The following is a 24200-nucleotide window of genomic DNA, read 5'->3' on the forward strand; positions in this document are numbered from 1 at the left end:
TGTAAATGTTTATGACTAATTACACTTTGCAAGCAAGTCGTGAATGGTGGTCACAAAGGTGGCTAGATTTATTAGATTCCTATCGTTTTAAAAAGCGTTTAGAACGTGCAAGAAACTATTCTCGTCAAGGGAATGTCTTAAGCATTGAATTTAAAGGTGCAAAAGTATTAGCTAGAGTACAAGGTAGCGAAGTAGAACCTTATAAAGTTTCTCTTTCTCTGGAACCATTTAGCGATGAAGAATGGGGTTATGTAATTGAAACAATGTCCAAAAAGGCAATTTTTGCGGCTAAGTTATTAGCAGGAGAAATGCCACAGAATATCGAAGAAGTCTTTACGGCAAATGGACTTTCTTTATTTCCATTTACTCTTTCAGATGTTCGCAGTAAATGTTCTTGTCCTGATAAAGCTAACCCTTGTAAACACGTAGGAGCAGTGTATTATCAGTTAGGCGATCGCTTCAGTGAAGATCCTTTTGTACTATTTAAATTGCGCGGACGTAGCAAAGAGCAAATTATCAACGATTTACGCCTATTACGTAGCGCTAAAATTGAAGTTTCGCCAACAGAAACATCTGCTGATATTCAACAGCCAATTACTAACAATCAATCCACAATTAAACTTGACTCATTCTGGCAGTACAATCAACCACTCGATTCCTCTTTAGTAGTAATTGCGCCTAGTGCTAGCGAGACAGTTTTAGATGTATTGGGCGCAATACCCTTAGCCAAAGATGAGGAAAATGTATTAAATATAACTTCTGCTGATGTGGTAATGAAGTATTTGGAGACAGTTTACCAAGATGTTAGGCAGAAGGCTGTTTTAGCTGCAATGAATGTAGGAGAAGGTTAATACCAATTTTGATTTTAGAGCCAGTGCGTTTGTTAGCTACGCTTAAAAATGCTTGTATGGTAGCCACCAGCGTGGTTTTGAATGGAAAATTTCCATCTCTATGAGTGATAACTTAATTTTGTGTGCATGGTTGTATTTATTACATGTAATTGAATGGTATAAATGCAGAGTACTCCTGTTAAACCCACATGGAAGCGCAAAATAAAGTTATTACGGTAGAACTATCTGATGGTACAAATGTCAAAGTCGAAGCTACGCTGATTGGGGAACGCAAATTAAATGTTCCCACCCGACCTTTTCATGAAGTAGCCATTGCTATTGAATCTTTGACTAAGGAAATTGCAGAAGCAATCCAAACAGTTAAACCAGATAAAGCTAGTGTGAAATTTGGGATAGAGATTGCTATGGAAGCAGGTAAACTCACGCCCGTACTAGTTAAAGGTACTTCCACAGCAAATTTAGAGATTACTTTAGAATGGGGTCAACATTCTGTGGAAGAATTCAAAATTCAACCTAGCAACTCCATAAACAAACATTCATCGTCAAGTTAGGCGAGCATAACTTACTGTCCAAATTCCAGCCGCGCTTGTTCTACTAACTCTGCTGTAACAATCTCTTGCTTTGCTTGACGCGCCAAATGTTCAATTCGCGCTTTCGCTTGGGTGCGTACAAAAAAAGGGATATTTTTGAGTTTTTCTTTGGCTTCTGCTGTCCATGCCAAAGCATCTGAGAAATTTGATTGGCTCATATTTAATCCTCCTTTATTGAATCACCGCTAGCAATAAAAATTAATAGATTTAATTTTCTAAATTTTCTAATTTCTCAATCTATTTCCGATCAATTTGATTGTGTCATATTGCAGCAACATTAACTATTAACAATTAATTAAAAACAATACTTCAGTAAGCTTAATTACCGCTGACAAATGACATGCAAAGCGTAATAAAAAAGCTCTTGCTTTTACACAAGAGCTATAAGCATTTAATTGTCAGTGATGAAAGAAAACTGCCGAACTAGTCGAGTTCGTTCATGAACATAACTGGCTCGTTTTCACGGTCAATACCTTTCTCAAAACCACCTGCTGCTGCTCTAGCGCGACCAGCGTGCCACAAGTGACCAATGAGGAAGAAGAAACCTAAAACGAAGTGAGAAGTTGCCAACCATGCACGAGGAGATACATAGTTGAAGGAGTTGATTTCGGTAGCCACACCACCCACAGAGTTCAGAGAACCCAGAGGAGCATGAGTCATATATTCAGCAGCGCGACGAGCTTGCCAAGGCTGAATATCGTTCTTGATTTTTTCTAGGTCAAGACCGTTGGGGCCGCGTAAAGGCTCCAACCAAGGGCCACGGAAATCCCAGAAGCGCATGGTTTCACCACCGAAGATGATTTCACCAGTGGGAGAGCGCATCAAATATTTACCAAGACCTGTAGGGCCTTGTGCGGAACCAACGTTAGCACCTAAGCGTTGGTCGCGGATTAAGAAGGTTAAAGCTTGAGCTTGTGAAGCTTCAGGGCCAGTAGGGCCGTAGAATTCACTGGGGTAAACGGTATTGTTGTACCAAACCATACAGGAAGCAATGAAGCCCATCAGGGACAACGCACCCAAGCTGTAGGAGAGGTAAGCTTCACCAGACCAGATGGATGCACGGCGAGACCAAGCAAAAGGCTTGGTAAAGATATGCCAGATACCGCCAGCAATACAGATGAAGGCAACCCAGATATGACCGCCGATGACATCTTCCATGTTATCGACACTGACAATCCAGCCATCGCCACCAAAAGGAGATTTGATGAGATAACCAAAGATAACTGCTGGATTAAGTGTGGGGTTGGTAATAACACGAACATCACCACCACCAGGTGCCCAGGTGTCGTATACGCCACCAAAGAACATTGCCTTCAGCACCAACAAGAGCGCACCACATCCTAAAACGATCAGGTGGAACCCGATGATGTTGGTCATCTTGTTCTTGTCTTTCCAGTCATAACCAAAGAAGGAAGAATATTCTTCTAAGGTTTCTGGGCCGCGAACGGCATGATAAATACCGCCAAAACCCAGTACGGCTGAGGAAATTAAGTGGAGTACACCAACAACAAAATAAGGGAAAGTGTCGATAACTTCGCCACCAGCACCAACACCCCAGCCCAAAGTAGCAAGGTGAGGTAGCAGGATTAAGCCCTGTTCATACATAGGCTTTTCTGGAATGAAGTGAGCGACTTCAAATAAAGTCATTGCTCCAGCCCAGAAGACAATTAAACCAGCATGGGCAACGTGAGCACCAAGCAGTTTGCCAGATAGGTTGATCAGACGAGCGTTACCAGACCACCAGGCAAAACCTGTTGATTCGATGTCACGTCCTCCGCCCATGATCGATGGTCTATTAGAGAGCGTTACCACGAGGTAATACCTCCTCAGGGAATACAAATTGTTCGTGGGGCTGATCTTGAGGAGCCATCCAAGCGCGGATACCCTCGTTCAGCAAAATGTTCTTGGTATAGAATGTTTCAAATTCTGGGTCTTCAGCCGCCCGCAATTCTTGCGATACGAAGTCATAAGCCCGCAAGTTGAGAGCGATACCGACGATGCCAATGGCTGCCATCCACAAACCGGTGACTGGCACAAACAACATGAAGAAGTGTAACCAGCGTTTGTTGGAGAACGCAATCCCGAAAATCTGTGACCAGAAACGGTTTGCTGTCACCATTGAATAGGTTTCTTCTGATTGCGTTGGGTTGAAGGCGCGGAAGGTGTTTGCTGCTTCGCCATCTTCAAATAGGGTGTTTTCGACTGTGGCACCGTGAATCGCACACAACAATGCACCACCCAACACACCAGCAACACCCATCATATGGAAGGGGTTGAGGGTGAAGTTATGGAAACCTTGTACGAACAAGATGAACCGGAAGATTCCCGCCACACCAAAGCTGGGTGCAAAGAACCAGCTCGATTGTCCCAAGGGGTACATCAAGAAGACGCTGACGAATACCGCAATGGGAGCCGAGAATGCCAATGCGTTATAAGGACGAATGCCTACCAGACGGGCGATTTCAAATTGCCGCAACATGAAGCCAATTAGACCAAAGGCTCCGTGGAGGGCGACGAATGTCCATAAGCCGCCGAGTTGACACCACCGGGTGAAGTCTCCTTGGGCTTCTGGTCCCCACAGCAATAACAGGGAATGTCCCAAACTATCTGCTGGGGTGGATACGGCTACTGTGATGAAGTTACAACCTTCTAAATACGAAGATGCTAAACCGTGGGTGTACCATGACGTGACGAAGGTTGTTCCGGTCAGCCAACCGCCGAGTGCTAGGTATGCGCAGGGAAACAATAATATCCCTGACCAACCTACGAATACAAAGCGATCGCGCTTCAACCAGTCGTCTAGAACGTCAAACCACCCTCTACTGGGGGCGCGCCCAACTGCGATGGTCATTGGACTAAAATCCTCTTTTTTACTAAAATTTCAGCGTTTCTGAGGAATTAACGTTTTTTTTGACAATTTTCAGTAGCCTGAAAACTACTGAGATTCTGAGAACTAGCTGCTTATTTAGTCAGCGTTTCTCAGGGTTATGCCATTACCCGTACCATTGGCTAGGAGTCTAGTCTGTGGTAACTTAATGATTCTTAACTTATCACATCCATTCGGGTTTTTGACCGATCCACGCAAGTGAATCAGGTGATTTAACACCAAGCTATATAAATATTATGATTATCAGAAATTTTACAATCTGACACAAGTTTTCTCAGAAATCTAAACAATTAGCAATGACAACACAGCAGATTGGATAAGCTAGATCGAAAGCATGGGGAAGACATGCTAGAAATTTGAACCTTTTGGACAAATGACCAATCCCCAAAATTCAACTTGCAAGACATACTGCTCAAATGGCAGACTTTTAAAGGGTATATCTCACAGGCCAAGGTAGTTCAATGACGGCATCAACAATTAATAAAGGCGATTCACCTAACGGCGATAGCTCCACAGCACGTGTCCTACATCAAAAAGTTTTAGGTTCTCGTCGGTTAAGCAACTACTGGTGGGCAACAGTCGTTACCTTAGGAGCCACAGGCTTTGTGTTAGCTGGGGTCTCTAGTTACCTAAAAGTTAATTTACTCATAGTTACCGACCCAACACAACTAGTTTTTGTACCCCAAGGTTTAGTTATGGGGTTATACGGGTTGGCTGGCTTAGTTTTAGCTTTATACCTTTGGTTAGCGATTTTATGGGATATAGGCGGTGGGTATAACGAGTTTAATCAAGAAACCGGTAATATTAAAATTTTCCGCCACGGATTTCCTGGTAAAAACCGTCGGATTGAGCTTGAAAGTTCGATTCAAGACGCGCAATCTGTACAAATAGCTATCAAAGAGGGTCTCAATCCTCGTCGCGCCCTCTACCTAAGAGTTAAAGGACGGCGAGATATTCCTCTAACTAGAGTAGGTCAACCTTTATCCTTAACAGAGTTAGAAATTCAAGGTGCAGAGTTAGCTCGGTTTTTAGGAGTACCTCTAGAAGGTCTGTAAAGATTTTTAACAATAATTGAGGGGAATTTTTTATTTCTTTTTCCCTTGCTCTGTGCATTTATTTATGCCAGGGAAAAAGAAATGTAAAGAATTGTGAAAAACCAACTTTGGATGATAAATAAATCCAAAATCTATAATCGTGGGAAACGATAAGATACTCTGGTTGAGTCAGTAATTGGTCATGCGGTTAAAATTTTCACAATTTTTGGTTGCGCTTGTAATTGTTGGTGCGTTGGCATTGGGAGGCTGTTCAACACAGCAAGATGCTTCTAATGCTTCTTCTCCAACTTCAACAGCTACCTCTACAGCAACCGAGACAAGCAGCAGGTCAACCACTGAAGCAACGTCTGTATCAGAAACTACTAATGAGAGTATTCCTGGAATGAAAGATTTACCACGGCTCGAAGGTAAAGCTACTGTGGTGATGACGGTGAAAGGCTCGCCGATTACTATCGAAGTAGACGGCACTAATGCCCCAATTACAGCTGGCAACTTCGTAGATTTAGTACAACGGGGTGTGTACGATGGAACTGCTTTTCATCGAGTAGTACGCGATCCCCAACCATTTGTAGTTCAAGGTGGAGATCCCCAAAGTAAAGACCCGAAAATTTCAGTAAATAGGCTGGGAACAGGTGGCTTTATCGATCCCAAAACGAAGAACGAGCGTTATATACCCTTAGAAATTAAGCCCAAAGGGTCAGAGCAACCGATTTATAGTAAGACTATTACTCAACCACCTGTGTTGTCTCATAAACTTGGTGCAGTAGCAATGGCGCGATCGCAACAACCAGACTCTGCATCTTCTCAGTTTTACTTTGCTTTAGCAGATTTAGGCTTTTTAGATGGGAACTATGCTGTCTTTGGCAATGTCACCGAAGGCTTTGATGTAGTTAACAAAATTCAGCAAGGCGATCGCATTGACTCTGCTAAAGTCACCAAAGGCGCAGAAAACTTGAAAACCCCCGGTCAATAGTTAGAGATTGGGTAATAGGTAATAGTTTTTCCTATTACCCATGACCGATCTAAAATTCCAAATTCACAAGTCCAAATTGGTTAAGGTTGTTGTCACTGGTATAGGGCTAGTTTCTGCCTTAGGAGAAAATTTAGCAGCTAGCTGGCAAAAGCTCATAACAGGTAAATCTGGAATTAAGTTCCATCAACCTTTTCCAGAGATGGAAGCACTTCCTTTAGGATTAATTGCACAACAGCCAGCTTCGTTGAAAATACTGACTGAGTTGGTTGTTGCTGATGCTTTAAAAGATGCTGGGTTATCAGCGCCTTTAGATGACTGCGCTGTAGTTATCGGATCGAGTCGCGGTTATCAAGCATCGTGGGAAATGCTAGCAAGGCAAATCTACAGTAGCGATCGCTTGTCATCCTCCTTACAAATCAAGGAGATGGAAAACTGGTTGGATACTTTACCTCACATGAATGCGATCGCCGCTGCAAGGCAAATTGGTGCATCTGGAAGCGTTTTAGCGCCAATGGCGGCCTGTGCTACGGGAATTTGGGCGATCGCCCAGGCTACTAGTTTATTGCAAACTGGAAAATATCAACGAGCGATCGCGGGAGCAGTAGAAGCACCAATCACACCCCTGACTTTGGCCGGATTTCAGCAGATGGGCGCTTTAGCGAGAACTGGGGCTTATCCCTTTGATTTACGCCGTGAAGGCTTGGTTCTAGGTGAAGGGGCAGCGGTTTTTGTTCTAGAAACAGCAGAGTTGGCAAAGCAGCGACAAGCCAAGATATATGGTGAAGTTCTTGGTTTTAGCTTACTTAATGACGCCTATCATCCCAATGCTCCCGATCCAGAGGGTAAAAGTGCGATCGCATCTATTAAACAATGCTTAGATCGCAGTTACCTCACACCAGCCGACATTGATTATATTCACGCTCATGGTACAGCGACCCAGCTGAACGATCGCATAGAAAGCATGATTATTGAGCGTGTATTTCCCCAAAAAGTAGCAGTTAGTTCCACCAAAGGAGCCACAGGACATACTTTAGGTGCATCGGGAGCTTTAGGAGCAGCTTTTTCCCTACTAGCATTGCAACATCAAATTTTGCCCCCATGTGTAGGATTGCAGGAGCCAGAGTTTAATTTGGATCTAGTTAGGTCGGCTCGTCAAGATAAAATTCAATACGCACTTTGTTTAAGTTTTGGTTTTGGCGGTCAAAATGCAGTAGTAGCTTTCAGTAAATAACTTCTTGAACAGCGCAATTAGTAGTTAGCTAATTTAAACAGACACAAGCATAGAAAACATAAAGAAAAACTCATCCATAAGGTTTGTGAATTTTAAATGAGTAAATTTTAAAGTCCACGCTACTTTACTACTTATTGGGAACAATACCAGTATATTTTCGACAAGAGATCGCAGTGTAATATCTGTCTTCAGGTATTGCTGTATATTAGCTTCCCAATAATTCAGTACTTCTATAGTCTATTGATTGTGATTGTCCCTGTTGATTGTTGCTCAATCTTGGCCGATCAACAATTCAGGCATTTATATGGTTATATAACTAGTTGAGAGGGGATTTAGGCATGAAATGGATCGAGCAATCTCTAAGAATAGTAGCCTTTTCCATACCAATGTTTTTGGAACTTGCTACTATTCCTAGTCTAGCAATACAAGCACAAGCCCAGGTTGACCCTGTATCGCTCAGTCAACAGCAAAAACAGCCTTGGCTAATCTCTCAGGTTTTTAAGCCACCTAAGCGGGGATTACCACCAGAAAGCGCTGGCGGTGCTACTCGTCAATTTACACCTCCACAACGAGGATTACCACCTGCAAGTGCTGGTGGTGCAACCCGTGGCTCTTCTTCTTGCGTCCAAAAAAATCAGTTATTAACTCCCTTAATACCAAAAGAGAATATAGGATTAACCTTTTCAGAACGTCCAACCTTTTTCTGGCACGTACCACAATCTACAGTCAAAACAGCCCAGTTTGTAATTTTGGCTGATGGAAATCAAAATGATGCAGATGATGATGTAGTTTACGAAACAACTGTCACCCTGCCAACTAAACCAGGAATCATGAAGTTGACTCTTCCTGCTAGCGCGTCTCCGCTAAAAGTTGGTAAGCGCTACCATTGGTACATGACATTGGTTTGTGATGAACAAAATCCCAGCAGAAATCCTAACTTAGAAGGGTGGGTAGAACGCACACAACCAGAACCAACATTATCAAAAGCGATAGAACAAGCCGACTTGCGCAAACGTCCAGCCCTGTATGCAGATGCTGGAATTTGGCATGAAGCACTGGCCAGTTTGGTGGAGTTACGTTGTGCTGAACCAAATAATTTGAAGGTTAGAGCTGATTGGAGAAGATTCTTTCAATCAGTTGATTTGAGTCAGGTTGCATCAGACCAAATACTTGACTGTTGCCCAAACAAGCAATAATCGCTAATACAGTGCTAACTTATGAATGTTGTAGACGCTGCTGCCATTGTCAAGTGGTGTCAGCGCTTTTTACGTAGACAGGTTCTCGTTCTCTTCCCTGCGTATAAGCAAGCTAGGCGTAGTGTCTGTTTAGCAGAAGGGGGTTCCGCAGGGTAGCGAGTTGTTGCTAGACATGACACTTCAGGCTATTAGCCTTAGTAGAAAGCCAGCGCTATGGAAGGGTTAGCCTAACCTAAGCAGCTGGCATTTATAATTTATGTGTCGCTCCAATTATGACTGTCAATGAAACGACCCCATGCAGAGATTTATAGTATTAGCCTCAAGGGTATGTAATAAGCTTTGCAAAGAAAGAAGAACGAAAATATAATAATTGCTGACTATTGGTTTCTTTTGATGCAAAATAGTGTTCAAAAGTTTCATAAGTACTGACTTCTCAAGCAGACAGAGAAGCCACTGCGTTGCAGAGGTTTCCTCTGTTGTAGCAAGTGGCGTGATAGAAAGTGAGATATTGACGGGTGAGTAGGGGATTTTTCCCATTAGCAATTACATCAATTAATACAACATCATAAAAATTACAAAATCAGTTTAAAAGCTCTTATTTTCCTTCAAACTAATTCAAGGGAAACTTAGCAAGTGATTTATTCACTTTTGATTAGGAAACTAAATACTCAGAACTCAGGACTTATATAGTATGCACGCAAAGCTGAAACAGCTAATATGGCAATGGCGTGGAGTTTTGCTAGCAGTTCCCAATGTCACAGCCGTTGTGATTGCACTGCGATGTATGGGATTGCTCGAATTATTTGAGTTGACTACACTAGATCAGTTTTTTCTTTTACGTCAACAACAGCCTGTTGATGAGCGCATTGTTATAGTTGAGATTAATGAACCAGACATCACCAAATTGAGGCAGTGGCCGATCAATGATGAAATACTTGCTAATGTCTTAAATCGCGTAAAGCAGCAAAAACCGATAGCAATAGGTCTTGATATTTATCGAGACTTACCTTTAGATCCTGGTCATCAAAAATTAGTAAAAGTATTTGAGACTACACCTAACTTAATTGGGGTACAAAAGGTATCTGAAAGTTCTAATAGTTTTTCTGTTGGTTCGCCTCCAGAACTCAGGAAAAGAAATCAAGTTGGAGCGAATGACTTTCCCTTAGATAAAGATGGCAAAATCCGTCGAGCTTTGCTGTATGCAGGTTTGAAAGATGGTAGCAATCTTGAAAGCTTTGGGCTGAAATTAGCATTATTGTATTTGCAACCTCAAGGAATTACTGAAAAACCCGCAGCAAATAATCCCAACTATTTGCAGTTAGGTAAAGGAATTTTTCCTACTTTTGAAACTAATGATGGTGGTTACTTTAGAGCAAATGCTGGTAGTTACCAAATCCTATTAAACTACCGGGGAACAATTAATCGTTTCCCAGTAGTATCTATCAATGATGTGTTAGAGAATCGGATATCACCAAACTTAATGCAAGGAAAAATTGTATTAATTGGTGCTACCGCTGAAAGTTTAAACGATCTTTTTTGGACACCATATAGCAGTAGGATAGTTGGTGCGCCGGAACGCATGGCTGGTGTCGCAATTCATGCTAATTTAATTAGTCAAATTTTGAGTTCGGCTTTGGAAGGTCGTCCACAAATCAAAACTTTATCGGAACCGATAGAGTGGTTGTGGATTTTAGTTTGGTCAATCGTCGGTGGGACTTTGTGTTGGCAACATCGACATAGTACGGCTGAAAATAAGAAATGGCGCTTACTAGCTAATACTAGTAGCAGTATTCTATTAGCAACTACTTGTTTGGTAGGTGGGAGTTTCTTAGCATTTGTTTTTGCTTGGTGGATTCCTGTGATCCCACCACTGTTAGCTTTAACTGGATCTGCGATCGCTGTCACCCAATATATCGCTCGTAGTGCTTCCGAAATGCGCCGCACCTTTGGTCGCTACTTAACAAATGAAGTCGTCGCCAATTTACTAGAAACTCCTTCTGGGCTGAAATTAGGGGGAGAACGGAAAAAAGTCACAGTTTTGATGTCCGATCTAAGAGGATTTTCCGCTGTATCAGAGCGATTAGCACCAGAACAAGTAGTGGCGATTCTCAATGTTTATTTGGGAGCGATGGCGGATGTAATTAACCAGTACAACGGTACAATTAATGAGTTTATTGGTGATGGCATCTTTGTGATGTTTGGTGCGCCTGTAAGTCGCGAAGATGATTCTCGCAGAGCGATCGCCTGCGCTATTGCGATGCAATTGGCAATGAAGCCTGTAAACGAACATAATCAGCAGATGGATTTACCCATTCTGGAAATGGGAATAGGCATTCATACAGGTGAAGTTGTTGCCGGAAATGTCGGTTCGCAAAAACGTGCTAAATATTCGGTTGTAGGTAGCCATGTCAATCTCACTTCCCGAATTGAATCTTACACGGTGGGCGGTCAAATTCTGATTTCTGAGGAAACCCTAAAAGATGCCGACATTGAGATGAGAATTGATGGGCAATTACAGGTACAACCTAAAGGAATTAAAGCTCCTATTACCATCTACGAAATTGGCGGCATTGGTGGTAAGTATAATCTTTACTTGCCTCAATCTGACGATAATTTTGTACATTTGAATGAAGAAATTGCAGTTGAATACACTATTTTGGAAGGTAAACATGCTGTAGGAACTATATTTCATGGTCAGCTTGTTTGCTTATCAGAAAATGCGGCAAAATTGCGCTCGGAAAATTCACTAGAAGCTTTAACTAATATCAAATTCAAGTTATTGAATTTACCAGAACTCGATCCTGAAGATGGCGATATCTATGCCAAGGTGTTAAAAAAATCTCAGGATGATGGACATTGTTTTCTCATTCGTTTCACAGCCGTTCCACCAAAGGCGACTGTAATATTTGAGAAACTACGTCAGATGGCGTCTAACACATAGAAATTTGATTTTCAAAAATAGCCAAAATCTGTAATATTACAGTTATATAGATGCACTAGCATTACAAGCTAGCAAACGCGCCCGCGCTCGTAGTCTTTTAGATATGCTCACCGAGGCTAATGCAGATATTCGTCAAGGTGTAGACTCCTTACGCGCCAAGAAGCCGAAACCATTCTGTCTTTAGTGCATACAAAAGAGCGCAAGCAAGCCTTTGACTTTGCTGCTAATCGTGTTGCGGCTACCAATCCGGATTAAGGATTAATCTGCTTGACAAGAGGCTATATGTATGCGGGTAGCCCTAGAGTATTAGTGAGTTTGTGGAGTGTGGATGACCAAGCCACCTCAGAACTGATGAAGAAGTTTTATAGCTTTATGTTGCAAGATGGCTTGAAACCTGGTGCGGCACTACGAGCCGCACAAACTCAGATGTGGCGCGATTCCAATTATAAAGCGCCCTATTTCTGGGCAGCTTTCACTCTCCAAGGTGAATGGAAGTGAGGTTGTCTATCTAGAATTGTAGAAGCTTTATAATTAGCTACTTGCAAAAATCAATTTTCTTAAAAAAAGCACAGATAACTCACGATAAACACTGATAAATATTATGTGTATCTGTGCTTCCGAATCATCAACTTAGGATTTTTGCAAAATGTATAGTAAACGGAATTTTTTACTCAAAAATACAGTCATAACTCAAAAAAGGGAGCGCAGCTTGATGTCAAGGCGAATGCTATCAGTTTTTAGCCATCGTGTTCTTATTCTGTTTGTCAATATGATTTTTTTGTCATCTTTTGGGATGACATTTAGGGCAATAGCCCAACAGCCAACAACTACTCCGCAAAATCTCAGCCCGGCTCAACAAAGAGCATACTCACAGGCAAAGCAACTTTTACAAGCAGCAGACAAACTTTTACGGCAAGGAACAGCCACATCTCGACAACAGGCTCTTGCTAAATACTCAGAAGCATTGAAAATTTGGCAAGAAATCGGCGATCGCGCGAATGAAGCTGGTACTTTATTAGGTATTGGGACTATCTATTATCTCCAGAACGAGAACCAAAAGGCACTGGAATATTACGATCGGGCATTAGTCATTAGACGCGAACTCAAAGATAGTTTTGGGGAAGCGATAATGCTGCAATCAATCGCCGGAGCATATTCTAATTTAGGAGACAAGCCAAAAGCTATAGAATTTTACAATCAAGCATTATCAATATTTCAAGCTCAGAAACAATCTAATTTGGCAGCTTTGACTTTAGTTAGCATTGGTAGAGTTTATTTGAGTTTGGGTGAAACTAAAAAGGCACTTGATTACTACAATCAAGCTTTAGAGCTTCAACGTGCCATTGGCGATGCGGCTGGACAGGTAGACACTCTCCAAGCAATGGGCAAGGTATATGCCCAATTTGGTGAAGCACAAAAGGCTGTAGCAGCTTTAAATCAAGCATTAGAGATTCAACGTACAAGGAAAGATATAGCTGGGCAAGCTGATACGCTCACGATAATAGCCACCCTTTATAGCTCATTGGGTGAGAATCAGAAGGCAAGGGAAGCATTAACCCAAGTGCTGGAATTGCAAAAACGATCGCCACAAATCGATCCTAGCAGCCAAGCCGTAACTTATATGGGTATAGGTGCTACCTACGCGGCTGTGAATGATTATCAAAAGGCTCTAAACTACTATAACCAAGCGCGATCGCTCTTACAAAAGGCGGGGAACTCTTATGCAGAAGCCGAATTATTGTCACAACTCAGCTTTGTCTACGACCAACTGGGACAACAGCAAAAAGCCCTCGAAGTTTTGAACCAAGCACTTGCACTCCAGCGTGCTAAACAGGATCGCTCTAGAGAAGCCTTTACGCTTAATAATATTGCCGATATTTACTCATCATTTGGCGATTATCAACAAGCCCTCGACTTTTACAACCAAGCTTTAACTCTCCAGCGCCAGCTCAAGGATCTGCCAGGGGAAGCAAATACACTGACTTATATTGCTAAACTCTATCAATTCTTAGGCAATTATCAGCTAAGTATCGATACTTATAATCAAGCCTTGGCTCAATTCCGATCTGTAGGCGATCGCAGTAAAGTTGCTCAAACCCTTGATAAAATTGGCAGTGTTTACCGATCGGCAGAAGATTACCAAAAAGCCTTAGACTACTACAACCAGGCTCTGCAACTTTGGCGCGAACAAGGAGGGTTATTTCAAGAATTTGCTACTCTCTCAGGCATCATTAGGGTTTATGAGTCATTGAAAGATTATCCTCAGGCACTGAATGCTGGGAAGCAAGCACTTTCATTATCTCGCAAACAACAAAGTAGCTTTACTGAGGCTTCTGCCCTAGCTTTATTAGGCAGAGTTTACTTAGCTTCAGGCGATTACCGACAAGCGCTAGACTTCTTTGAGCAAGCAGCCTCGAAATTTCAACAGCTAGGCGTCCCTAGCGCCGAAGCTAATGTCTTGGGCAATATTGGCAAAGTTTACGAGTCGTTAAAACAGCCCCAGCAGGCAATTGCCATTTACGATCGGGAACTAAAACTGCGGCAAAATTTGGGCGATCGCACCGGGGAAGCTGAAACACGGTATAGCATGGCAGTAAGCGAACGCGATCGCAATAATCTAGAGGCTGCTCGCAATCAAATTGAATCAACAATTAAAATCGTTGAAGATATCCGCACCAGAGTTACCAGCCAAGACTTGCGGACTTCCTACTTTGCCTCAGTTCAAAAATATTACGAGTTCTACATCGATCTATTAATGCGGCTGCATAAACAGCAACCATCTAAAGGCTACGATGCGCTAGCACTACAAGCTAGCGAACGCGCCCGCGCCCGCAGTCTTTTAGATATGCTCACCGAAGCCAATGCAGATATTCGTCAAGGTGTAGACCCCAACCTACTCGCAGCCGAACGCAGCTTGCAGCAACAACTTGATGCGCTAGAAAAACGCCGACTCAAATTACTAAGTGGAAACGATACTCAAAGCCTGGTACAAAAGCTAGAACAGGAAACTGAAGCCAACCTGGAACAGTATCGGCAACTGCAAGCAAAAATTAGAGCTACAAGCCCCCGTTACGCCGCCTTAACCCAGCCACAACCGCTTTCACTCAAACAAATTCAGTCCTCAGTACTCGATGACAACACCTTACTACTAGAGTACTCACTGGGAGAAGAACGCAGCTACCTCTGGGCTGTCACTAAAAACAGCATCAGCAGTTACGAACTACCCAAACGTGCGGAAATTGAAGCCGCAGTGCAACAGTTCCGCAAAATCTTAGTCTCACCAATTCCCGCAGCAAAACCAGATCGAGCCGCCAACGAGCTAACTAAATTACTACTGGCACCAGTTGCCCAACAATTAGGACAAAAACGCTTAGTTGTCGTGGCTGATGGGGCTTTGCAGTACGTACCCTTTGCTGCCTTAAACACAACTGGCCAAAAAGATAATCGCTATGAGCCATTAGCTATCAACCACGAAATTATCACTTTGCCCTCAGCCTCAACAGTCGCCGTACTCAGACAAGAAATTACTGGACGCAAAACTGCACCGAAAACACTAGCGGTAATTGCCGATCCCATCTTTTCACCCAACGATGAGCGCATCAAGGGTCGAGTAGCCAACCCTCAAAATGACACCTCAAAAAATCAGAACTTGGATTTGCAACAACTAGACCGATCTGCCAGAGATGCAAATATCAACTTTGAGCGTTTGCCATTTACTCGTCAAGAAGCCGAAACAATTCTGTCTTTAGTACCTGCAAAAGAGCGCAAGCAAGCCTTTGATTTTGCTGCTAATCGTGCTGTCGTCACGAATGCTGACCTAAGCCAGTATCAGATAGTACATTTTGCTACTCATGGTATCCTGAATAGTCGTCATCCAGAGTTATCGGGTGTGGTGCTGTCACTATTTGATGAAACTGGTAAACCCCAAAATGGCTTTTTGCGCTTGCGTGATGTTTTTAACCTCAAACTGCCAGCCGAACTAATTGTACTGAGTGCCTGTGAGACTGGTTTGGGTGAAGAAGTCAAAGGCGAAGGATTAATTGGCTTGACAAGAGGGTTTATGTATGCAGGTAGCCCTAGAGTCTTGGTGAGTTTGTGGAGTGTGGATGACCAAGCTACCTCAGAACTGATGAAGAAGTTTTATAGCTTCATGTTGCAAGATGGCTTGAAACCTGCTGCGGCACTACGAGCTGCACAAACTCAGATGTGGCGCGATTCCAATTATAAAGCGCCCTATTTCTGGGCAGCTTTCACTCTCCAAGGTGAGTGGAAGTAAGCTGATGCAAGAGTCAAAGCTCATCTTGGACTCTTGACAACTAAGCGCGAACTATACATGAAATTGAGAGCGATCGCTAATTACTAAAAACTAAAGGTCGTTCTCAATCCACCAATAACAATATCTTTGTTATCTGCATCCTGGTTGGGTGCTGTAATCCAGGTGAGAGAGGGCGTAATCGAAATCTTATCGGAGACTCGATGTGCATAGTAAGCTTCGATATGCAGCGATGTATCACTTTTAAATGCTGCATAAGGAACATTGCTTCTCACATTAGTAAGGGTAGGCTCCATACCGACAATTAACCCCCCATGATTGCCTTTTTTAAATAGATCGGGAAAGGCTGCTTGAATCGAGTAAGTCCAAATATCAGCATCTCCTGTACCCAGCAGTCTGGCTTTGATCAGGTTAGCCCAACCGCCAAGAGCAAATTTAGGGCTAAGAGCGAAGTAACCGCCAAGAGAATAAGCATTAGTAGTCACAGCCGATGCGCGATCGAACAATACACCAGCATCATCAAAGCGGTTTGCTAAGGCTGTACCGACAAAGCCATTCCCTCTAAAACCTTGACCGTTATTGAAGCCAAAGTTACCAGCACCAAAGTAACCATGCTGGTAAACAAATTGTAAAAATAATCCAGGGTTGGGATTGTAGTTAATTTGGGCAGCAGCTACATATTCTCCTTTAAACAAACCTCCAAAAGTTGAGTTATCACCAAATGTTGCTAAGTAGCTCAAATTTAATACTGTCGAATCTAAAACTTTATAGCTCAGTGAAATTCCTGAACCACCCCCAATGAGGAAAATTGGTGGTGCTTCGGCAAATGTCCCCACAGGGCCAACACCACTTATATAGTAAGGAGCATATTTGGGAAGTAAAATCGGACTAAAACGATATCTATTCCCAGCGATTACATTTACGTTTAAATTATCACCTATAGGAAATTGATACTCTAAACCGATGATGCGGAAGTTATTGCCGAGATCGCCTGCACCAGAAGCATTACTTGCGCCTTCTCTTGTTCCACCAACTTCTCTGCCATTATTAGTAGATGCTGTCTCAGCAAAGGTAGTGTTTGTAGTGCCTATACCTGTGACTAACAAATCCCGCCCAGTAAAGCTAGTTAAAAACCCTAGGAAGGTAAGATATTGAAAGTTTGCTTGTGCCTTGTTATCACCTGAAAAATAGGTGTTAGCTTGCATGATGACATTACCAAGTAGCTTGGTAGTAGTGGAGAATTGATTTGCCTCCAATTCTGTAGTGCGTGCAGTTAAGGTATCGACACGACCGCGCAAAGTTGCTAGTTCTGCGGCAAACTCTTCTTGTAAGCGCTGTAAAGTTGTGAGATCTTCTTTTTTAACGAGGTCAGAAGTAGCTGTAGCGATGAGTTCCTCGATCCTCCCTAGACAAGCATTGACACCTGCGGCAAATTCATAGCGAGTCATCGCTCTATTACCACGAAATGTGCCATTGGGATAACCTGCAATACAGCCATAACGCTCAACTAGAGATTGCAAAGCTTGAAATGCCCAGTCTGTAGGTTGCACATCAGAAAACTGAGACACACTGTTGATTTGACTCATGCTATCATCAGCGCTGCTTTGCTCATCATCCAACTCGTAGGTTGACGTGAAGATGTTTGGTTGTGCTTCTAGTTGGGTCTTGTCTGCTAGTTTGAGATTCGAGGCAGTATTGGTAGAGACGGGAGCAAATTGGGCAATAGAATCAACAGCGGCAAGATTTTTGGTATTTTCTGGATTTAATAAGTTTGATGAGTTAGAAGTGGGAGTTTCTGAAACGTCTTGAATTGCTGCTTGAGAGGGACTGACACTGAGGATGATTGATGAAGTAGCGATCGCCACAAATTTTACTATCGGACTAGCCAAAATTTTTTTGAATTCCAACATTTGCTTTCTCTCACACATCACACTAAATGCGCTGATAACTGAAAAATCAAATTGATACTTGAATTTTTAGACTGTAACCTGAGAGCGTTAGAGGGTCATGCAGCCGCCCAGGCTTTAATTTGCTCAATCTCACTTTTGAATCGGCAGCTATAGCAATTAGCACGCCTTTAGCCTGGGGAACATTCCCTAACGCTGAGGCGTGCGAAAATTAAGAGCGATCTCGACCATAAAGACACAGAACAGACTAAATTGGTCTCCCGCTTGAGTACTTAGCACCAGAAAGCCTGCAAAGAGGAGCGAATAGATGTCGTTCGCTCATTGAAGATTTTCTTTGATATAGTCAAGGGCGACTCTAATATCAAGCATCTTACCTAATGCGATCGCTATTTTCGTAATTTTGAATGCGCTGAAGCTAGTTTAGTCGAGGCACAATCTCATCCCCATGCCAGCTTCATCCTATGCTTGTACTGTATGGACGACCTCATACATATGGAAATCATGGGGATGTTCTACGGCTACCTTCACGGGAGCCATAAATTCTTGATTTTGCAGAGCCAAGTCTAAAGCTTCTTTGCTAGTCCACTGTGCATAGTTGATCACCCGCGTACCGTCCAAGCTTTTGTGGATGTTAGCTGAGACAAAGCCCTCTTGTTTCTTGGCTGTTGCGAGGTTACTCACTAGGTGATCTACTAAGGTTTGCTGCTGATCTGGTTCAACTGTAAAAACGTTAATTACAGTCAATAGTCCATCTTTTTCGTTAATTGTCGTAGTCATATTTACTCCTGTTTAAGCGTTGAGATTGAGTGAAAGATTGTACTTTTGTGAAGCATTGCTAGAAACATAAATACGCAAAGACATCACTAAGTATTAAGCTGTAACGCATATAAACTGTATATCAACTCGTCACGGTCTTTTGTATCCTTAGTTCTAAGGACAAATGACAGTCTTTACGAAAAAATGCCCAATTTAGACACGTATGAGCTTATTGGGTCAGATGCCACAACCATAGCTATTACCAGTGACTGCAAATCTAAATTTGAATCATACTGAGACTTTTTGAGCTATAGCGTGTCATATGACCCATTAGAACTATGCCAGACTCAAATTTACTTTGACAATGACATCGTTATAATCCTTATCACCACCCTGAGGTAAATCTTCAAAGCCAAAGATGTTATTTCCTAACATCCGAATATGATCTACCTTGTCTGAGTTAGCTCCTAAGAACGGGAAGTAAACGGAAGGATCGTTAGTCGTATTTCCATCCAAAAGGGCGTCTAGTTTTTCATTGATCACAATAAATGGGACGACGATGCCACCAGGCTGGAAATTTCCTGTAAATTTTGCCGTACCTTGGTTACTAACTGAGAGATTAATGTCTGAAATCCTCTGATTAATAGCTGCTTGAATGTAGCCAGCCTGTCCTGGGAGAATATCTGCTTTACCATCGCCGTTAGTGTCAATACCACCAGTCTCATCAGCTGTCTTATAAAAGCCGATATAGTTATTGAAAGCAGCTTCTCTATTGACTACAAACTCAGCTTTGATGAGTTGCGTCACACCACGAAAATCAAGCTGTTCTCCTTCTGGCTTTCCTTGCAGACCCGTACCCAAAGGTAAAGAGTCATTTGAAGACTGGATATTCACCACCAGATCGCTGAACTCAGCACTGCTACTATTGACCTTCCAACCGAGGGAGAAACCATCAGTGCCCAAGTCTGTTATTTTTTGTGTTGAAGCATCAGCAAATATTACATCTGTGCTAGAAGCACCCCCAGCCAGTACAGTTTCTATGGTGCTATTTCTGACTAAGAAAAATTTCAGGTTAGCACCAGAGTTAAATTTGAGTAAGCTTGCCAGATTATTGGTATCGAAACCATTGGGGTTATTAGCAATCGCAGAGAAAATAATTTGCGATCGCTTTAACGCTGCTTCGATGTAACCTGCTGCTCCAGGGGCAATACCGTTAATCGTACCTTTATCATCATCAACAACACATACTCCAAGTTCATTTACTAGATTGGAATTGCGTCCTGTAAGTTTGACTTTCAGTTTGGGATTGCCACCACCACTACTGTTGATAATAAAGATGTCTTTGTTAACATTCTTCAGCGTGAAAGTTGTTGTGCTTGCCGCAATTGCTGTGGATTCAGGTTTATTTTTATCTCCCAAATGGATTATCTCATAATCACCGTTCTGCTTTTTGGTAAACAGCACAGGCTCACCTTTAGGTAAACCAGGAAGATCCGCAAAAGTTCCAGAAATTTCTTGCGTATTACCGGTAGGAGTTAATGATACTTCTTTGCGAAGTTGCTCCGCCATTGGATCGGTTGTAGTAGAAGAATCATGAACATGATCTCCTCCTAAGAATGTATAAACCTGAATCTGCTCTTGACCTTGAGGTACGGGACCCTTGGCAATGGTTGTAATGTTGGCATTATTAGTTTGGGTAGTCGCATCATTTGGTACATCTGGTCTTTGAAGAATATAACCAGATGTAACATCTACCTCACCTGTGTAGCTGGTTCCATAGGGTTGGAAGTCTTGAGATAGCAGAGCTGTATGGTGTGCTGTATCTTTGGGAGTTTCTGATAAGGTTGCTGTTTCATGCAGCTTTCTCCCATCGTATAATTCCACTAATCCCCGTCCACCACTACCTTCACCAACAATGATGTCGTCATAGTTGTCTCCATTCACGTCACCCACTGCTAGGTTGATTTTACCTGTGAAGTTTTCGTGGTGAAATGGGGCTAAACGAGCTTTCAGCTGGTAATCTTTACCGCTATAAATCTCAATGATGGGTGTGATTCCTCCTCCTAAACCCACAACTATATCTGAGAAGCCGTCACCGTCAATATCACCAGAGGCTACCGAGGCAATTTGATTAGTTGAGGGAGCAATATTTTGGAAAGGATTGATTTCTGTTAGCAGAGGTGATGGGTCTAAACCATCGATTTTAGTTTGGGATTCTTGCTTTTGAATTAATATCGCCCCATCAAATACTTTAACTTTGAATTTATCAGTAGGCTTATCCAAAGATTTTTGTATGGTGATGACATCAGTAACGTTATCCGTTACATTTTTATTTTCTCCATCCTTACTTTTGTAATTAACATCTGCAATTGCGACATCTACACCTTTATTAAAGGCAGTACCATAAGGTGTCAGGCTAATACCTGCCGCACTAGGATTATTAGCTCTAGATAAATCTATTTGTCCACTAGTATCATCTGAACTCAAACCTAACCAAGTCTCTTTTGTATTCAGGATAGGTCTGAGAACCATCATCATTCCTGCATCTTCATGGAAAAGAATGTGACAGTGATTTACATAGCTACCAGGGAAGTCCTCAAAATGCATTAAGATTTTGACTTCTGATGCCTGAGCATTAGCGACATCACCAGGATTTCCAGGATTGTAAATGAATGGTTGACCGTAGGGATTATCTTTTGTGGCAGTGCCTTTAATATAGGCAGGTGGTAGGGCAATCGTATCGCTCAAAACCCCAGAAAGATAATTATCATTAATGTCCTTAACATCTATGCCGTTGATGGATAGGACGGTAAAATCATTCTGGTGAATGTGAAATGGATGCCATTCTGATAAAGGAATATTTGGAGGCGTGGCTTGTGGTAACGAGGCACTAGGCAATCCAGATCTATTGATCACATTCCAGATTTCTGTAGTACCCAACATCGGCATAGCTAGCGGAGGAATATTAGCAGGTTCGCTAGAAGAGAAATACCTCCCGTTGATGGTGTACGTTCCCTGAAAGGTTGAAACATCCGTGTCTTTGGGAAACCCTCCATTAGGCCCTAATACTTGTAATGCACCACCTACATTTGCGTCCCAAGTAAACTGCCTTTCCCGATCGACTGGTCCATTTATCAGGTCATCAATTTTTTTACTTTGTTGGGTTAGGATGTCATAAGCTTGAGGGAATGGTGCCTGCGGATTTGTATTAGGATCGACTGGATTTCCTGTAACTTTGACTGTCGCTAAAACTTGTGGTCCCCAAATTAAGTGACCATCGTTAAATCCCTTCTTACCTTGGATTAAAGTCGGTACATACTGTTTATCCTCAATTTCTTCCGTGGGGTTAGAAATAAAGTAGTATGTACCTGGTTTATCAAATAAGTGTTGAACAGCTACCCGAGAACCAGGATTTAAAACTGGAAAATCTGTTACTTGCCTTCTAACAACATCTACGACACCAGAAGCGTCACCATCAATACCCACCAAATTAACTTCTTGGGGAATTAGTTGTGTCCCATCGTCATACACCAATTGCAATATATGAAATGCATTGGTGGTCATATTGGCGAATGAAAACAAATCCCATTGATTAGTTGTTACTGTTAAAGTTGGATTGTATTGTCCATTGACAGTGTGAATAACATTTTCTACTGGTTCTGCTAGACCACCACCTCCATATTCAAGTGTGCCATTCTGTGGATCTCCTGTTGGCTTGGCAGGGTTGTAGAAAGTAGGCTTGGCGTTGTAACCTTCAAAAGGCGCATCCGAAAGCTGATAAATATTCTGGCCATTACTATCCTGCCCAAAGATTTGTAGGGGACTACCCGCAGGCACTTTTACATTTGCATCTGCACTTTGGTTAAGCGGGTCAGTCGAACTCGGACTTCTAAGTACTTCTTGAAGTCCAAGGGTATTGATTGCGAATGTATATATTGGACTTGTGACTGGATTAAATTTATCAAGATCGGGAAGGTTATAAGGCGCGTTAACGGACAAGAGAGCACCTAATCCTGAACCCACTTGATCGGCTGTTTCTCCATGCAGGTGAGGATGATACCAGTCAAGTCCTATAAAGTGATTGTCGGGGATGGGTATGTTTATTTCCCGGGATTCACCAGGCTTAACGCTAACAAGAACGTTATCCCCTTCTCCTTTAGCTGAGACGTGCAGCCCATGAGTATGTAAGTTAGTGGGATCGGTTAAGTCATTTACAAGTGTAATCTTGAGCGTGTCTCCTGGCTCTGTAATCAGCATAGGGCCAGGAATCAGACTGTTATACGCCCGCAAAAGGTCATAGGGAGTTGCTTCATTATTTAACCATTCAATTACCCCATTTCCTTTCTGAATAATCCCTAACCCATCAATTTGGGTCTGGGTCAGCTCTGACATCTTCAGAGTAACTTTTAGTTCTTTAGATGGACCCCAACTGGAATAGTAAGTACCCTGAGCATTGGTGGTGCTAAACTGACCATTTTTATAATTTTGGTTATCTTTTTGCCAGTCAATAAAAGGGTCTTTAAAAGCGACTTCCAGATTGGGATGCGGTAAAACTTTTAAGTAACCTGCTGTGTCATTGGGAAAAGCTTGACTCCAACTATCAAAATTACTTTTACCAATAACGTATGCGTTCTCTAATGTGGGATTAGCCATGATCGAACAGTCTCCTTACACAACCATTAGTAATAAATTCAATCAATGTCACTTAGAACTGCTTAAGAACTCAAAAATCATAAATTATGAGACTTCTTTCCTAATGAGGAGAGAGTCTTCCAATCTCCTCTTCGCGAGATCGCGTAAGGCGCAAGCAGGTAGATTGGTTAGATTTTGTGGACTTGGATATTTAGCAAAATACTTACTATGTAATTACTTACACAATGTTATGCTCATACTCATACCAATACTAGGATGATTTTGATTTAATAGCAAAAGTTTCACCTGATTGTCATTGGTATTAAAAATCTTCAAAAAAATATATATTAATTTGACAAACGATTGCTGTTGATGATTTCAATATGTCAATTCTTGACGACAGCTTTTTCCTATAAGCATTGAATAATCATCAACTTACATTTATTAAGAAACTTTAAGGTTAAAGTTTTTTTGGATGATTAGCAGAGCTGGCTTTTAGTAAACATTTCTAATCTTGAGCTTACTCAAAAAATTTGCATATTGTTTAGTAACAATTGCACAGCTTGCTCTAAATCAACTTAATTTATATTTGAGCTATCCTACTTAAAGTAGTAGCTATGCTAATACTTCTGGTTTAAACATAATTTTTCTAAGACACCTCAAATTTGAAACCACTAAAACAGTGATGTTTTTTTGTTACCATGCTGAATTGCGCAATCTTTTTGATGTGTCTGTATTATTGAACTAAATCTTTCCACCGTGATTTCTAATATAACCTCAATAACTTTGTAAGCAACTCTTTACATTTGAAATGAAATTAATTTACGGAATTTTTCAGGCTCTTGAATAAAAGTCATATTTAATCAAGATTGTTATGCAGATATTGAGAAATTTACCAGCACTCACTC

At 42.0% G+C, this 24200-nt stretch carries 15 protein-coding genes and 1 pseudogene; 10 read left to right on the forward strand and 6 right to left on the reverse strand.

Features of this window, described 5'->3' with window-relative positions:
* Positions 1-11 precede the first annotated feature (11 nt).
* Positions 12-851 carry an SWIM zinc finger family protein gene (locus AACU33_RS32370; RefSeq protein WP_096594367.1) on the forward strand — a complete coding sequence of 280 codons (840 nt, stop codon included), beginning with the start codon at positions 12-14 and terminating at the stop codon, positions 849-851.
* Positions 852-1039: 188 nt separating this feature from the next.
* A complete protein-coding gene (locus tag AACU33_RS32375) occupies positions 1040-1402 on the forward strand; it encodes a CU044_2847 family protein (protein WP_339376411.1) in 363 nt (120 codons plus the stop codon).
* A gap of 11 nt (positions 1403-1413) precedes the next feature.
* On the opposite strand, the gene AACU33_RS32380 is transcribed toward AACU33_RS32375, so the two are convergent.
* The 3 genes from AACU33_RS32380 to psbD all read right to left on the reverse strand — a co-directional run bounded on the left by AACU33_RS32380 (position 1414) and on the right by psbD (position 4292).
* Positions 1414-1599 carry a PCP reductase family protein gene (locus AACU33_RS32380; RefSeq protein ID WP_096594368.1) on the reverse strand — a complete coding sequence of 62 codons (186 nt, stop codon included), beginning with the start codon at positions 1597-1599 and terminating at the stop codon, positions 1414-1416.
* Between the two features lie 265 nt (positions 1600-1864).
* Positions 1865-3253, reverse strand: coding sequence for a photosystem II reaction center protein CP43 (gene psbC, locus AACU33_RS32385; protein WP_096594369.1), 1389 nt, complete (start codon positions 3251-3253; stop codon positions 1865-1867).
* On the reverse strand, positions 3237-4292 hold the full coding sequence (psbD, locus tag AACU33_RS32390) for a photosystem II D2 protein (photosystem q(a) protein) (RefSeq protein WP_096587883.1): 1056 nt from the start codon (positions 4290-4292) through the stop codon (positions 3237-3239). Before psbD ends, psbC begins: the two co-directional genes overlap by 17 nt.
* A 497-nt stretch (positions 4293-4789) precedes the next feature.
* Between psbD and AACU33_RS32395 the strand changes: the two genes are divergently transcribed.
* The 8 genes and pseudogenes from AACU33_RS32395 (at position 4790) to AACU33_RS32430 (ending at position 16000) form a co-directional block, all read left to right on the forward strand.
* Positions 4790-5383 (forward strand): photosystem I assembly protein Ycf4, encoded by a 594-nt coding sequence (locus tag AACU33_RS32395; RefSeq protein ID WP_096594370.1) that lies wholly within the window; start codon positions 4790-4792, stop codon positions 5381-5383.
* A 181-nt stretch (positions 5384-5564) separates the two neighbouring features.
* Positions 5565-6356, forward strand: a complete 792-nt coding sequence (locus AACU33_RS32400) for a peptidylprolyl isomerase (RefSeq protein WP_096594371.1) — start codon at positions 5565-5567, stop codon at positions 6354-6356.
* A 40-nt stretch (positions 6357-6396) separates the two neighbouring features.
* Entirely contained in the window at positions 6397-7587 is a 1191-nt protein-coding gene (locus AACU33_RS32405) for a beta-ketoacyl-ACP synthase (RefSeq protein WP_096594372.1), read from the forward strand.
* Between the two features lie 338 nt (positions 7588-7925).
* On the forward strand, positions 7926-8783 hold the full coding sequence (locus AACU33_RS32410; protein WP_096594373.1) for a DUF928 domain-containing protein: 858 nt from the start codon (positions 7926-7928) through the stop codon (positions 8781-8783).
* Positions 8784-8804: 21 nt separating this feature from the next.
* Entirely contained in the window at positions 8805-8939 is a 135-nt protein-coding gene (locus AACU33_RS32415; RefSeq protein ID WP_339376412.1) for a hypothetical protein, read from the forward strand.
* 535 nt (positions 8940-9474) lie between these two features.
* Positions 9475-11724, forward strand: coding sequence for a CHASE2 domain-containing protein (locus tag AACU33_RS32420; protein WP_096594374.1), 2250 nt, complete (start codon positions 9475-9477; stop codon positions 11722-11724).
* Positions 11725-11979: 255 nt separating this feature from the next.
* Positions 11980-12222: pseudogene (locus AACU33_RS32425) on the forward strand (CHAT domain-containing protein); the annotation flags it as partial.
* Between the two features lie 214 nt (positions 12223-12436).
* Positions 12437-16000: a tetratricopeptide repeat protein gene (locus AACU33_RS32430; RefSeq protein ID WP_096594376.1), complete on the forward strand. Its 3564-nt coding sequence runs from the start codon at positions 12437-12439 to the stop codon at positions 15998-16000.
* 83 nt (positions 16001-16083) lie between these two features.
* Here the strand turns inward: AACU33_RS32430 and AACU33_RS32435 are convergent, their stop codons facing one another.
* From AACU33_RS32435 to AACU33_RS32445, 3 genes are all read right to left on the reverse strand, one after another.
* Positions 16084-17907, reverse strand: coding sequence for an iron uptake porin (locus AACU33_RS32435; RefSeq protein ID WP_096594377.1), 1824 nt, complete (start codon positions 17905-17907; stop codon positions 16084-16086).
* Between the two features lie 456 nt (positions 17908-18363).
* On the reverse strand, positions 18364-18681 hold the full coding sequence (locus AACU33_RS32440; RefSeq protein ID WP_096594378.1) for an antibiotic biosynthesis monooxygenase family protein: 318 nt from the start codon (positions 18679-18681) through the stop codon (positions 18364-18366).
* A 315-nt stretch (positions 18682-18996) separates the two neighbouring features.
* On the reverse strand, positions 18997-23313 hold the full coding sequence (locus AACU33_RS32445) for a DUF4114 domain-containing protein (protein ID WP_096594379.1): 4317 nt from the start codon (positions 23311-23313) through the stop codon (positions 18997-18999).
* Positions 23314-24200 lie beyond the last annotated feature (887 nt).

The sequence above is a fragment of the Calothrix sp. NIES-2098 genome (assembly GCF_963875125.1).
GTDB lineage: Bacteria > Cyanobacteriota > Cyanobacteriia > Cyanobacteriales > Nostocaceae > Aulosira.